Genomic DNA, 14718 nt, shown 5'->3' on the forward strand with positions numbered 1-14718 from the left:
AATGCAAGGCACCTTAATAAATCCGCTGTATATCCGGCTGCATGCAGGCTTTACCCAATGGCTCCGGATACTCAACTTTGAACCTACCAGCCCTCGTGATATGCCTAAAATGCTGGCCGAGTTCTTACTTTATTTAGAAGCCCAGGGATGCGACCACCCGCATGATATACAGCCCGAACACCTTAAAAAATACCTGGAATATCTGCACGAAAGACCGAGCCAGACCGCAGCCGGTGCGATCAGCCTGAACTACATCCGGAAACACTTACAGGTGATCCGTAAGTTCAGCCGTTACCTGATGGAGAGCGGCCAGCCCAGCTTTACTGTAAAGCTGCGCATTAAAGGCAAAAGCACCAATATCAAAAGCATACTGACCCTGGCCGAGATCAGCAAGCTTTATGATGTGGTTAAAGATGATATATATGGGTTAAGGGACAGGGCGATGCTTGCCCTGTATTACGGTTGCGGCCTGCGGAAAAATGAGGCGGTTAATATCAATGTCCGTGACATCCTGCCCGATAAAGAACTGGTTTACGTCCGCAAAGGCAAAGGTTATAAAGAGCGTTATGTGCCACTGGCCGGTACCGCTAAAACCGATCTGGAGAACTACATCCTGTATGCCCGGCCACACTTCGCAGGTGACAAAAAAGAAGACGCTTTACTGCTTAATGTCAGTGGTAAACGGCTCACCGGCCAAACCTGTTATGACCGCTTACAAACACTGAAAACAGCGGCGGCTATCCCTAAACCCGTGGGCCTGCACACCCTGCGGCACAGCATTGCCAGCCACCTGTTACATTCCGGTATGCAACTGGAGCAGATACAACGCTTTTTAGGGCATGGCAGCATGGAAAGTACGCAGATCTACACCCATCTACAGCATGAACAAAAAATATGAGTTCGCACCGGCTACGCTGGCTGCTTTAGAACCTTTCCGGGCTTACCTGAAACAAGAGCAGTTCAGCCACAGTTACATACACCAAACCATCAACTATACCGCTACATTCCAGGAATGGCTCAACAGCCAAAGCTTGGTATTGGCACAACTTACCCATGCCGACGTAATGGAGTTTGCCGACCAGTTAAGGCAGAAAGGCTTTAGTATCAAGCTGATCAACCAGATCATGCGGACTTTGCGGTATTACTTCTCCCACCTGCAACAGGAACAGGCCATTAACATCAATCCCGCAGCAGGGATCATACTTAAAGGTACGGTCAGAAACCTCCCGCATGACCTGTTGACCATGCCTGAAATGGAGGCGCTCTATGAAAGTTACCAGGTTACCGACAATCGTACTTACCGCAATAAGGTCATTATTGGGTTGCTTGTTTATCAGGCAATTACAAGAGATGAACTGAGCCATTTACGCCCTGAACATCTCAAACTAAGGGAGGGCAAAATCCATATCCCCGCCACCGGCAGGCAGCTTGGCCGCTTACTTCCGTTACAGCCTCATCAAATCCTCGAACTGCATGAATACCTGCTCGTGATCCGTCCGAAAATACTGGCTGAGCGCCTGGCCGAACGACCGGGGCGCAAGCCGGATCGTTACAAAGATGCCCGGGAAATCGAACGTTTGTTTATCAGCATTAACGCACAGGAAGACATCAGAAACAGCCTTTTACACCTCAATTATGCCCTCCGGAAACTCAGCCCAAAATACAAGCATGCCAAGCAGATCAGGCAAAGTGTGATCACGGAATGGCTCAAAGAAAAGAACCTGCGCACCGTTCAATATATGGCCGGGCACCGGTATGTGAGTTCAACTGAAAGGTATAAAACAACTAATCTGGAAGACCTGAAAGAAGCCCTTAATAAACATCACCCGCTAACCTTATCATAAAAAAAATCGAGCTGCTGTGGTGGAAAAATCCAAAAAAACAACCAACCCGGCGGCTCCCTGTGGTAAAAATCAACCAACCACCGGGGCTTGTATGAAAAAAAATATCTGTTAACTTTACGTGCCTGAACGTTCTTTATAGCACTGAAAAAGTGCAAGTGGAAAAAATCGTAAAAATCGTAAAAGTTATAAGGGGCAATACGATTATGGCGCAAGGTTTTATGATCCGGTGATCGGGAGGTGGACGAGTGTGGATCCGCTGGCGGAGAAGATGCGGAGACATTCTGTCTATAACTATGGGTTCGATGATCCGATCCGATTTAACGATCCGGACGGGATGTTACCTGGAGATAGTGGTGGAGACGATGATGGCCCATGGTGGGGAGGGCAACACGGCACAGGCAATGGTAATTCATTTATTGAAAATGCTTATGGCGTGATGCGTGATGGATTGATCTCGGGTTTAGGCACACTTGGCAGTATAGCAATGTCGGCCGTTCGTGGACCAATATCGATCCCAAACAAAATCTCGATGTCGTATAAAGATGATCCTGAGGGACATATTGTTTCAACTCCGCTTTATACACCTGGGGCCAGATTGATGGCTACTGCTGGAGCCTCACTGGATGTTTTGGGTTCTGTTCCAATGAACGCACAAACAGGAGGTTTGTTTGCTCAAGCAACAGGTGTAAAATCTTCTGCAGCAACGGTAGTAAAAGAGGCCATTAATGCCAACTCAAAATTAAGTACACTTGAAAATATATTATATCGACTTGAAACTGTGGAAGGTGAATATTTGAAAACTGGCATCACCTCCAAAGCCATTCCTGAAAAAAGATACACCGCAACGTTTATGAAAGATAAAATAATGCGTATATTAGATAAAGGAAGTCGATCTAATATGTTAAAAAAAGAGCGCAGTATCGTTGAAAGCACACCAGGTCCGCTTAATAAAGAGCCATGGGCTGGTAAATTTCCAACATTTTTTTAATTATGATAGGTTATTATATTAGTTGCAGCGATGAAGTCTGTGATATGTTTAAACCGTATGTTTGGGGTAAACATGGCATAGATACAGTTATGAAAATAGAATTATCAAATGATTATGGAACAGACTTGAATCTTTTACTTATTCAGTATTATGTGGAAGGGAAGTTCAGTAACTATCTGCCAATAGAGCCTAAATTAGGCAATTACAAGAAAGATAGTAAAGACATAACTATTGCCATTGGTGTTACACGTAAAGGTTTTCATGAGAAGGAAGAATTTGAACGCAGAGAATTCGTTGTGGATAGTACATTATTAGCTATAAAACTATCTAAAAATAAATTGTTCAAAAAAAAACTAAATATAGATTTTGACAAACTACTTAACGACGTAAAAAGGGTTGCAGACGAGTACTTAAAGTATCCTGAACCCTACTTTCCGTAACCCACCACCAACTATTTAGCACAAGTCATGTGCAACAGCCACGTCCTCGCTTGTAGTAAACTAAGCAGGTAAAACCAACAAACCCAGCCAAATAAGCCGGGTTTGTTGGTTTGCAAAGGTTTATAAACTTAAATCACGGGCAAACAGTACAACGGCAATATCAGCAAGATGCTGTACAGCGGTAGCTACAGCGGCAGTAAATCGTTCACCTACGGTTATGATAAGCTGAACCGTTTAATAACGGCCACCTCAACCGGCAATACGCTGGATGAAGGACTGACCTACGACGTGATGGGCAATATCACCAACCTGACCAGGGGCGGGCAAAGCTATTCTTCGCTCACCTACGGATATATGGGTAATCAACTAACCGGCGTAACAGGAAGTAGTTTTACCACAAGAAGCTACGCTTACGATGGCAACGGCAATGCTACCAGTGATGGGGGTAGTAAGAGCATCGACTACAACCTTTTAAATCTGCCAAGGAAAGTACGTAACGGCAGTACTGAACTAGCCAATTATACCTATGATGCCACGGGCAACAAGCTGAGCAATGTCAGCACAAGTGCCGGGATGAATGACGGTACCTGGGAGTATATCGATGGGATTGTTTACCACAATGGGTCTGTTGCTTTTATCTCGACCGAAGAAGGAAGGGCTGTACCCAATGGCGGCGGCAACTACACTTACCAGTACAACTTAAAAGACCATTTGGGGAATGTGCGCTCTACGTTCTATAACAATAGTGGCACAGCTACCGTTTTGCAGGAGGATGAATATTATTCATTCGGGTTAAGGCATGGTTTGTATGATGCATCAACTAATAATCGTTACCTTTATAATGGAAAGGAGTTGCAGACTGACCTGGCTAACCAGTATGATTATGGCGCAAGGTTCTATGATCCTGTGATTGGGAGGTGGACGAGTGTTGATCCGTTGGCGGAGAAGTCGAGGAGGCTTAGTCCATATGTTTATGCAGATAATAATCCGATAAGATTCATCGACCCTGACGGGATGGCGACGGATAGTGTTAACAAAAAGAACACAAAGGAGACATCGTATTGGGGTGTAGGCTCCTATACTATTACCTTTGAAAACGGAATGAAATATCATGGCAAAGGGCCATACGAAAGGGCAAGAGCGTCTGCGAAAAGGATCGGGAAAGCAAATGATACTAAAGTGGCTGAAGATGGGATAGATTGGGAGCCAGCGGCGAGTGATAAACAAGCATTCAAAGACGAAGATGATAGGATGAATACTGATGAGGGTGGACACAAAAGTAATGACAATTATAATAAACGTGCTTCACCAGGTAAGGCGATTAAAGAACAAGAAAAAAGAAGTGCTGACCTTGGAGAGTCAAGCACTTCGTCGACGTCAAATAGTAATTCTTCCCACCAATCGACTGGATTACAGCCAGGAGTGAAAGCAGGAAGCGTAGCGGTGGGTACTGTTACGCTGATTATAGTGATGATTTTATTATCACCTGTCGGGGTATAATTTATGAATTAAATATATTTTATGGCTATAATTCGAATAGCGGGCTTTAAGGTCTATGCTAATTTAGATGGCACAAAATCAATTATTATTGATTCTGATAATATCGATGCGTGTATGCGTATCTATGCTGAAAATCATTTAGAGGGTGTTGCTATTACAACTTCCCATGATTATAAACTTGATAATGTTGACTTTCTATCCCGATATCCAGATATAAAACATCTTTCCATATCAGATGGAATCACTGATATTAGTGCAATTCATTTATTAGGAAAACTAAAATCATTAGTTGTGTCAGGAAAAAACAGGAAGATCGATTTTTTTTACTTTCCTTTACTTGAAAAACTATCTATAGATTGGAGTGTTCATTTTTCAAATATGGATAATTGCAAGCATTTGAGTACTTTATCACTTTATAATTACAATCCTAAAACTAAAGACTGTTTAGGTATATCTAATCTCCATTGGATTAAAAACCTGGAAATTACACAGTCGCCAATTCATTCACTAAATGGTTTAGATAAATTTAACCAACTTAAAGAATTGAAAATTAATTATTGCAGTAAATTGGAAGTACTATGCTGTTTGGAAAAAAGCAAAGAAACCCTGATTGCCTTTCTTTGTGACCATTGCAAGTCAATTAATAACCACGAATATGTCACAGCGTTTCGTCATTTAAGTATATTAGCATTCAATGATGGAGGAACGATACCATCATTAAAATTCATAAAAAAAATATCTTCACTAAAAAATTTTAGGTTTGTCGGTACAGATGTTGCCGATGGCGATATGACACCTTGCATAGGTTTGGACTACGTTGGATTCTCTGACAAGAGACACTTTTCACATACAATGAAACAAATAAATAATCTTTCAAAAACTTAAGTAATGTGGCCTCCCTCCGCTACCGCAAGCGTCCCCGCTTGTGGTAAACTAAGCAGTTAAAACCAACAAACCCGGCTTATTTGGCCGGGTTTGTTGGTTTACAAAGGTTTGTAAACTTAAATCACCGGCAAACAGTACAACGGCAATATCAGCAAGATGCTGTACAGCGGTAGCTACAGCGGCAGTAAATCGTTCACCTATGGTTATGATAAGCTGAACCGTTTAATAACGGCCACCTCAACCGGGAATACGCTGGATGAAGGCCTCACCTACGATGTAATGGGCAATATCACCAACCTGACCAGGGGCGGGCAAAGTTACAATAGCCTTACTTACGGTTACACCGGCAACCAGCTGACCGGTGTAAGCGGTACCAGTTTCACCACCAGAAGCTACGCTTACGATGGCAATGGCAATGCCACAAGCGATGGCGGTAGTAAGAGCATCGACTACAACCTTTTAAACCTGCCCCGGAAAGTTAGAAACGGCAGCACCGAACTGGCCAATTATACCTATGATGCCACGGGCAGGAAGCTGAGCAATACCAGTACCGCCAGCGGGATGAATGATGGTACCTGGGAGTATATCGACGGGATCGTTTACCACAATGGTTCAGTGGCTTTTATCTCCACTGAAGAAGGACGCGCTGTCCCCAATGGCGGTGGTAACTATGTTTACCAATACAACTTAAAAGATCATTTGGGCAATGTACGTTCTACCTTTTACAGTAATAGTGGCACAGCTACCGTTTTACAGGAGGATGAGTATTATTCATTCGGGTTAAGACATGGGCTTTACGATGCATCTAACAATAATCGCTATCTTTATAATGGAAAGGAGATACAGACTGACCTGGCCAACCAGTATGATTATGGGGCGAGGTTTTATGATCCGGTGATTGGGAGATGGACGAGTGTGGATCCGTTAGTAGAGGCGGGACAGGAGTTTGGAACACCATATGGATATGTGTTTGACGATCCTGTAAAGAATACTGATCCTGATGGAAGAGCACCAGACGATGATCCTCCGGGCGCACTTTCAATGACAGGCAATTTTGTAAAAGGGTTGGGGCAATCAGCCTGGGGAACGGTGACAGGAGTATATCAGGCTGTTAGACACCCAATCAATACTTTGCGAGGCATTGCGGATTTGGGTACGCCTATGGGTGCCGCTAATATGGCTACTGCATCAGCAATGACCGTTGATAAGTTTCAAAATGGTAACGGCGATGTCAAAGCTAATATGATTGGCAATGGCGTTGGTGATGTTGCTCAACTGTTTATTGGAGCAGGTGAAGTTAAGTTTACTGCTAATGTTTTAAAAAGTGTTAAAGATGCTGAGATCATTGTTGATATCAATAAAGCGTCAAAAATATCTAAAGCCGAAGCAAGAGCAGCAAAGCTTAGCGAGGTAGCCAGGGACGGCAAGGACTTTACAAAAGCAGGAAAAGAAGCAGTAATAGACCTAAACGCAGCACATAACGATGGGAAGGTCATTTGCATGGGGTGTAAAGTGGAAACGCTTCCGGCAACTCAATCAAAAAAAGGCGTAACTCATTCACCTCTTGAAAGGCGTGTCGACCATAAGATACCCAAATCAAAAGGTGGAAGCGGAACGCCAGATAACGGCCAAGTATTGTGTGATGCATGTAATTTAAAAAAGAGTAATAATTAAAAAATGAGAAATAAAATAACTATCACATATCGCGACTTAAAAGGTGAAATAGCAGAAGAAACTATATGGGCAGAACTTGTAAATAACGAATATTATAAAATCGATAACATTCCTTTTTTTGCTCCCAATTTGGCATACAATGATATAATAAGCGTCGAAGAGGATGATGGGGTTTTATATTTTAATACTCTTATAAAATCATCAATGCATACAACAATCCAGATAATATTTTTTGACAGGCATAAAGAAAGTGAAGTGCTAAAAAAAATCGAAGAAATGGGTTGTGCGTGGGAGGGAATGCAAGGCGGAGCTTATTATGCGGTTGATGTGCCTCCGAATATAAACTACAATAGTATTAAGGTTTTTTTAGACGAACAACAGCAAAATTTAGTTTTAGATTATAAGGAGGCGTGTTTGGGTAATGTATCAAAATAGTTGGTAGTTATTTAGCTGTTTGAAAATCAACGCTATCGCTTTGATGGCATATTTAAATTTCTTAAAAGCGGGTGATATTAAGTTATCATCTGTTCAAGCCCAACCAAGTGTTGGGCTTTTTTATTTCTTTGTCTTGGCAAACAGTACAACGGCAATATCAGCAAAATGCTGTACAGCGGTAGCTACAGCGGCAGCAAATCGTTCACCTATGGTTATGATAAGCTGAACCGTTTAATAACGGCCACCTCAACCGGGAATACGCTGGACGAAGGCCTCACCTACGATGTGATGGGCAACATCACCGCTTTGACCCGCGGCGGGCAAAGCTATTCTTCGCTCACTTACGGCTACACCGGCAACCAGCTGACCGGTGTAAGCGGTACCAGTTTTACAACCAGAAGCTACGCTTACGATGGTAACGGCAATGCTACCAGTGATGGGGGTAGTAAGACCATTAATTACAACTTGCTCAACCTGCCAAGAAAAGTAAGGAACGGCAGCACCGAACTGGCCAATTATACCTATGATGCCACCGGCAACAAGCTGAGCAATACCAGTATCGCCAGCGGGATGAATGATGGTACCTGGGAGTATATCGACGGGATCGTTTACCACAACGGGTCAGTGGCTTTCATCAGTACCGAAGAAGGCAGGGCTGTTCCAGCCGGTGGGGGCAACTACACTTATCAGTACAACTTAAAAGACCATTTGGGGAATGACCGGGTGAGCTTTTACAGTAACAGTGGCACAGCTACTGTTTTGCAGGAGGATGAATATTATTCATTCGGCCTAAGACACGGACTTTACGATGCTTCTAACAATAATCGTTATCTTTATAATGGAAAGGAGATACAGACTGACCTGGCCAACCAGTATGATTATGGGGCGAGGTTTTACGATCCGGTGATTGGAAGGTGGACGAGTGTGGATCCGCTGGTTGAAATGGGGCAAGAAAGTGTAAACCCATATGGGTACGTTTTTGATGATCCCGTTAAGTTTAGAGACCCCGACGGTAGAGTTCCTGATATAACAATTGATGGTGCTAATAATTCAAGTGTTACTATCAAAACAGATTTGATAGATGTTAGGGTCAACGCTAGCTCATTAGTCGATTTTGGAGGTAAGTATACCTTAAACGGTGATGCAATATTAGGCGCAGCTTTAGATATTGTTGGTATATTTGATCCTACTCCAATTTCAGATGGTATTGCAGCCGGTAGGTCATGGAGTAAAGGTGATTATGGCGATGCAATTATCAGCGGACTTGGGGCGGTACTTCCTTATGCAGGGGACTTGGCCAAATCAGGTAAAATTAAGAAAGATGTTAAAATTGTTGAGGAGGCGGTTGACGCTGTACGAACGGAAGAAAAAGCTGCAGTAAAAGTTGAGACTGCTTATAAAAGGCCGAGTGGCGCGACAACCAAAGAACAAAGAGCAGCCGTTCAAGGAAAACCTTGCGTAAAATGTGGAGCGCAAGACGGAAAAAGAATTGCTGGTCATAAGAAAGCCTTGGTTAAGGAGTATTATGAAACTGGTAAAATTGATAAAAAAAGAATGAGAGAGGTAGATGCTGTACAATCAGAATGTGCTACTTGCTCACCCCGTGAAGGTGCGGAAATGAGTAAATATTCAAAAGAACAAAAAAAGGCAAATGGATTGGATTAACGAACAACGATTGTTATGTCAACGTTATGGCTCAATATACACAGAGTCTCCAGAATATATGAAGATAGGTATATCTTTAAATGTCAAAGACGGAATTTATCCTATTCACGGTTTAAGACATCCTATAGAACGCGACACTACTGGATGGTATATTTGGGCTGGAGAGTATTCGGAAGATCCAGAATTCTTTGTATCGCTTCATGTTATACACCTTAACGAGTGGTGTCCTGAAGTGGCTAAGTTTTTAGGATTATCCCCTGGCTGGAGATTTTTGTCTGCTCCAAATTATGAAGACGTTTGGGAAGATTTATCGCTTCTTGATATTTGATTAAGTGGTAATGTATCAAAATAGTGGGCAGAAATTAAACAATGGTGATGCATCAAAATAGTTGGTAGTTATTTAGCTGTTTGAAAATCAACGCTATCGCTTTGATGGTATATTTAAATTTCTTAAAAGCGGGTGATACTTGGGTATCCCCCCACGCTGGTGCGCGCGTGCCGCGCGTACCTCTGTTACCCAGCCCTGCCCGCAAAGCAGGGCTTTTCATTTAACAAGTACCGGCAAACAGTACAACGGCAATATCAGCAAAATGCTGTACAGCGGTAGCTACAGCGGCAGTAAATCGTTTACCTATGGGTACGATAAGCTGAACCGTTTAATAACGGCCACCTCAACCGGCAATACGCTGGATGAAGGACTGACCTACGATGTGATGGGCAATATCACCAACCTGACAAGAGGCGGGCAAAGCTACTCATCGCTCTCCTACGGTTACAGCGGTAACCAGTTGACGGGTGTAAGCGGTACCAGTTTTACCACAAGAAGCTACGCCTACGATGGCAACGGCAACGCCACCAGCGATGGGGGTAGTAAGACCATTGATTACAACTTGCTCAACTTGCCACGGAAGGTAAGGAATGGAAGCACCGAACTGGCCAATTATACCTATGATGCCACGGGCAGGAAACTGAGCAATACCAGTACCGCCAGCGGGATGAATGATGGTACCTGGGAGTATATCGATGGGATTGTTTATCATAATGGGTCTGTCGCTTTTATCAGTACGGAAGAAGGACGCGCTGTTCCCAATGGTGGGGGCAACTATGTTTACCAATACAACTTAAAAGACCATTTGGGCAATGACCGGGTGAGCTTTTACAGTAACAGTGGCACAGCTACTGTTTTGCAGGAGGATGAGTATTATTCATTCGGGTTAAGGCATGGACTATATGATGCATCTAACAATAATCGTTACCTTTATAATGGTAAGGAGGTACAGACTGACCTGGCTAACCAGTATGATTATGGGGCGAGGTTCTATGATCCGGTGATCGGGAGATGGACGACGGTGGATCCGTTAGTAGAAGCGGGGCAGGAGTTTGGAACGCCTTATGGGTATGTGTTTGACGATCCCGTTAAATTCAGAGATCCAGATGGACGAGCTCCTGATATAACTATTGAAGGAGAGAATAATTCAAGTGTAACGATTAAGACGGATTTAATAGATGTAAGGGTAAATGCCAGTTCTTTAGGCTTTGATTTTGGTGGCAAGTACACACTTCAAGGAGATGATTTATTAGGTGCAGCTTTAGATATTGTTGGTATATTTGATCCAACACCCATATCAGATGGTGTTGGCGCAATTAGATCTTTTCGCAAAGGCGATTATGGCGACGCTGTTATTAGTGGATTAAGCGCTCTGTTACCATATGCGGGTGATCTCGCTAAAACTGGAAAAATCAAGAAGGATGTTCAAATCGTTGAGGAAGCGGTTGATGCTGTTAAAGCTGTTCAGAAAGATGCTAAAGCCTTGATGAAAGAGGGGCGATCTGGTAAACAAGCGAGGCTAAAAGAGTTAGCTGATGATGATAAATTAGGGTCTGCCGACCGGGGGTGGTTAAATAATGAAAAGAGACATATTGAGAATGGTAATAGGAAAACTATACGACTTCCTGGTAACTCAAGAAATTCAAAAGGGGCTGGTAAAGTTTTAGCCCACCCACGTGGTGGAAGAGCCAAAAATGGGGTTAGCTATAAAGAAGCCCGAATGCAAGACACAGATTTACATAAACTCGAACATAAACATGGCGGCTATTAATTCAAGTAAAGTTCAGAATATACTAAACATGCGTCCTGAAGAACGATATCATTATTTCATAAGAAAGATTGGCGACTTCGAAGAGGTTTGGGGGCTTTATGATAACGGATGGGCGACAAGTAAAGACAATTTGGGCAATATAGTTCTTCCATTTTGGCCTGAACAAGGCTTTGCTGAACTCTGTGTAGCAGGAACTTGGAAAAGCTATATTCCTAAATCTATATCATTATCAGATTTTATGGATAAGTGGTTACATGGTATGGACAAGGATGGAACTTTGGTTGGTGTTTTTCCAATTCCTGATGGTAAAGGAATAGTACTATCCGCCTCAAAAATTCGTTCTGATATAGAAAACGAATTAGATCAGTACTAAAATTGGTCATGTAATCCCCATTTAGCGCAAGTCTTGTGTGATAGCTATGGAAAAAGCAGACTTGTGCTTTTATGTAATAAACCAAGCCCAACCAAGTGTTGGGCTTTTTTATTTCTTATATGCCAGCCTGGTTTTAGCATGTTGGATAAGCCCATCGATAGCATACATTATATGTTCTCTATCTTCTTCGGGTAGTTGCTGAATGGTTAAAAATTTGCACGCTGACCGGCATAAGCTACAGCTATGACGGCAATGGCAATGCCACAAGCGATGGCGGTAGTAAGAGCATCGACTACAACCTTTTAAACCTGCCCCGGAAAGTTAGAAACGGCAGCACCGAACTGGCCAATTATACCTATGATGCCACGGGCAGGAAGCTGAGCAATACCAGTACCGCCAGCGGGATGAATGATGGTACCTGGGAGTATATCGACGGGATCGTTTATCATAATGGTTCAGTGGCTTTCATCAGTACGGAGGAAGGACGCGCTGTACCCAATGGCGGTGGTAACTATGTTTACCAATACAACTTAAAAGACCATTTGGGCAATGACCGGGTAAGTTTTTACAGCAACAGCGGCACAGCTACCGTTTTGCAGGAGGATGAGTATTATTCATTCGGCTTGCGCCATGGTTTGTATGATGCTTCTAACAATAATCGTTACCTTTATAATGGAAAGGAGATACAGACTGACCTGGCCAACCAGTATGATTACGGCGCAAGGTTTTATGATCCGGTGATCGGGAGGTGGACGAGTGTGGATCCGTTGGTAGAAGCGGGACAGGAGTTCGGTAGCCCTTACGGATATGTTTTTGACGATCCTGTAAAGAATACTGACCCGGATGGTAGAGAACCACAAGGGCCTTGCCCTCAGTGTGCCACCTTGAATATTGCTTTCCTTAAAGGATTTGCAGATGATATTAAAGCAGGGCTGCATTCGCTGGATTATGCAGGGAGACATCCCTTTGAGACTGCGGGAAATATTCTTCATGCATTAACCAATGACCCTAAAACTCATCGCACTCGTCTTGAAGGTGCAATTAAAAATAGTGTTGCGGCAAACTATAATAAGTTCGCCGACGGCGATTTGGTTACAAAAGCCACCGTATTAGGAATCGTTTCCGGAGAAGGTGTGCAATTACTTGGAGGAGAAGCGGCAGATTTTACTAAAATTGGTGAAGGATCTAATATTTTAAAAAATGCTGCACAAGGAAAAGAATTTGTAGCCATCGTGACTCAAGGCTTAGAGGATGCAGGCCATATCAACATTGCCGAACAAGTAAGTATTAAACCGAATGGAGAAACAGGCAGGGTTAGGTTGGATAATATTAGTACGAAAGATGGAAAAATAGCTTTAACTGATGCCAAATCATCATCGACAGCCGGGTATACAAAAAATCAGAAAGCTGGATATCCCGCTATTGCAAAGAAAGGAGGAACAGTGGTTGGAAATAAGGGAGCAGCACAAGGCTATCCAGCCGGCACTATAATTCCCCCTACAAAAGTTGATATAGTTAGACCTAAATAAAACATGAACAAGGAAACGAATAAAAACACATTATTAGAATTGTTGCATAACAGATTTAAGCAATATAACTATTCCTTAAATAGAAGTTTAGCAGAGTTTACCAAGAGGGAACCAGATGGTTGGAGTAAATTTCAATTGATTTTTTTGAATAGAGATGCTGGGTGGGAAATTAACATCGGCATGCTTATCAGGAAAAATGTAGTTGAGGATTTATATCATAAGGTGTCATCGTTCGAACCCAAATATCAAAAAACAACTCCTACCGTCGGCATCACTGTTGAGAATTTGTTAGATGATAACAAAAAACACAGGTGTTATCTGAATTCAAATGAGGATATTGAAAATTGTGTTTATTATATCGAAAAAATATTTAGAGATATTGCTCTACCTTTTTTTAGACAATATAATGAAATTGGAAATATAGAAAAAGCTGTAAATGTAAAAAATGGTAAAAGCATCTTTTCTGGTTTAAAATACGAAGGTAACTTGGGGGTTATTTTAGCTAAACTCGTTAGAAATCCAGATTATCCTTTTTTTGTAGAAAAAAATCGCAACTATTATACGACTCTCAACGATGGATACTTTTTGCCTCAATATGAGAAATTACTGGAAATCCTTGCGGAGATAAGGTAAAACCAGTTCTCCTTAGTCAGTAATGTATCAAAATAGTTGGTAGTTATTTAGCTGTTTGAAAATCAACGCTATCGCTTTGATGGCATATTTAAACTTCTTAAAAGCGGGTGATACTTGGGTATCATCTGTTCAAGCCCAACCAAGTGTTGGGCTTTTTTATTTCAGTCGGAGGGTAAACCGGACAAATTCTCCGCGTTAGATTCTGTGTTGATATACAAGAAATATTTATTATTTATCTTTGTGTCTTAGGCGGCTTAAGCCAGCCTGTTTAGGGCGGCCCATTCTTATGTGGCTGCTCTAATTATTTACAGGCAATTGTTCTTCCGGCATTTGCAAATAGTTTGCCTGGTATGGTTTATTGGTTTTATATATCGTGTAAACCATCTCTAACAATTTTCTCCCAACCGCTGTTATACCTTTCATTTTTACGCTGTTTCGGGATACTATTCTTATAAAAACTGCTTTATACCTTTCTGAATATCTTATAGCTGCCAACGCCGGTAGGTACATCTCTATCTTTGATAAAACCTAAGTAGACAAGCTAAAACTATTATAAAGTCTTAAATTTATTAACCCGATTAACTAAACACCGCATTTAGCTTACAATCAACCCTTTAAAACAACAAAAGCCTCTCTGCACTAACAGAAAGGCT

The 14718-nt window shown here is 42.3% G+C and carries 15 protein-coding genes and 1 pseudogene; 15 read left to right on the forward strand and 1 reads right to left on the reverse strand.

Annotation, left to right across the window (positions count from 1 at the left end):
• Position 1 precedes the first annotated feature (1 nt).
• From HQ865_RS11490 to HQ865_RS11560, 15 genes and pseudogenes are all read left to right on the forward strand, one after another.
• Positions 2–898: a tyrosine-type recombinase/integrase gene (locus tag HQ865_RS11490; protein WP_173413094.1), complete on the forward strand. Its 897-nt coding sequence runs from the start codon at positions 2–4 to the stop codon at positions 896–898.
• Positions 882–1844, forward strand: a complete 963-nt coding sequence (locus tag HQ865_RS11495) for a tyrosine-type recombinase/integrase (RefSeq protein WP_173413093.1) — start codon at positions 882–884, stop codon at positions 1842–1844. Before HQ865_RS11490 ends, HQ865_RS11495 begins: the two co-directional genes overlap by 17 nt.
• A 226-nt stretch (positions 1845–2070) precedes the next feature.
• Positions 2071–2121: pseudogene (locus HQ865_RS25970) on the forward strand (hypothetical protein); the annotation flags it as partial.
• Positions 2122–2178: 57 nt separating this feature from the next.
• Complete coding sequence (locus HQ865_RS11505) at positions 2179–2832, forward strand: hypothetical protein (RefSeq protein ID WP_173415032.1); 654 nt, start codon at positions 2179–2181, stop codon at positions 2830–2832.
• 2 nt (positions 2833–2834) lie between these two features.
• Positions 2835–3272 (forward strand): hypothetical protein, encoded by a 438-nt coding sequence (locus HQ865_RS11510; RefSeq protein ID WP_173415033.1) that lies wholly within the window; start codon positions 2835–2837, stop codon positions 3270–3272.
• Between the two features lie 168 nt (positions 3273–3440).
• The gene (locus tag HQ865_RS11515; RefSeq protein ID WP_173415034.1) at positions 3441–4772 is read left to right on the forward strand and encodes an RHS repeat domain-containing protein; all 1332 of its coding nucleotides are present in this window, start codon (positions 3441–3443) and stop codon (positions 4770–4772) included.
• Positions 4773–4793: 21 nt separating this feature from the next.
• Complete coding sequence (locus tag HQ865_RS11520; RefSeq protein WP_173415035.1) at positions 4794–5657, forward strand: hypothetical protein; 864 nt, start codon at positions 4794–4796, stop codon at positions 5655–5657.
• 156 nt (positions 5658–5813) lie between these two features.
• Positions 5814–7331 carry an RHS repeat-associated core domain-containing protein gene (locus HQ865_RS11525; RefSeq protein WP_173415036.1) on the forward strand — a complete coding sequence of 506 codons (1518 nt, stop codon included), beginning with the start codon at positions 5814–5816 and terminating at the stop codon, positions 7329–7331.
• Between the two features lie 3 nt (positions 7332–7334).
• Complete coding sequence (locus tag HQ865_RS11530; protein ID WP_173415037.1) at positions 7335–7766, forward strand: DUF4265 domain-containing protein; 432 nt, start codon at positions 7335–7337, stop codon at positions 7764–7766.
• A gap of 165 nt (positions 7767–7931) precedes the next feature.
• Positions 7932–9431 (forward strand): RHS repeat domain-containing protein, encoded by a 1500-nt coding sequence (locus HQ865_RS11535; protein WP_173415038.1) that lies wholly within the window; start codon positions 7932–7934, stop codon positions 9429–9431.
• Positions 9418–9759, forward strand: a complete 342-nt coding sequence (locus HQ865_RS11540) for an immunity protein Imm33 domain-containing protein (protein WP_173415039.1) — start codon at positions 9418–9420, stop codon at positions 9757–9759. Before HQ865_RS11535 ends, HQ865_RS11540 begins: the two co-directional genes overlap by 14 nt.
• 139 nt (positions 9760–9898) lie before the next feature.
• Positions 9899–11530, forward strand: a complete 1632-nt coding sequence (locus HQ865_RS11545; protein ID WP_173415040.1) for an RHS repeat domain-containing protein — start codon at positions 9899–9901, stop codon at positions 11528–11530.
• Complete coding sequence (locus tag HQ865_RS11550) at positions 11517–11903, forward strand: DUF2750 domain-containing protein (protein WP_202020469.1); 387 nt, start codon at positions 11517–11519, stop codon at positions 11901–11903. The genes HQ865_RS11545 and HQ865_RS11550 overlap by 14 nt, the downstream gene beginning before the upstream one ends.
• Positions 11904–12307: 404 nt before the next feature.
• The gene (locus tag HQ865_RS11555) at positions 12308–13432 is read left to right on the forward strand and encodes an RHS repeat-associated core domain-containing protein (protein ID WP_173415041.1); all 1125 of its coding nucleotides are present in this window, start codon (positions 12308–12310) and stop codon (positions 13430–13432) included.
• A gap of 3 nt (positions 13433–13435) precedes the next feature.
• A complete protein-coding gene (locus HQ865_RS11560) occupies positions 13436–14065 on the forward strand; it encodes a hypothetical protein (RefSeq protein WP_173415042.1) in 630 nt (209 codons plus the stop codon).
• A 297-nt stretch (positions 14066–14362) separates the two neighbouring features.
• On the opposite strand, the gene HQ865_RS26055 is transcribed toward HQ865_RS11560, so the two are convergent.
• A complete protein-coding gene (locus HQ865_RS26055; protein ID WP_262889728.1) occupies positions 14363–14488 on the reverse strand; it encodes a hypothetical protein in 126 nt (41 codons plus the stop codon).
• Between the last annotated feature and the right edge of the window lie 230 nt (positions 14489–14718).

Origin of the sequence: Mucilaginibacter mali (assembly GCF_013283875.1) — a bacterium.
GTDB classification, from domain to species: domain Bacteria; phylum Bacteroidota; class Bacteroidia; order Sphingobacteriales; family Sphingobacteriaceae; genus Mucilaginibacter; species Mucilaginibacter mali.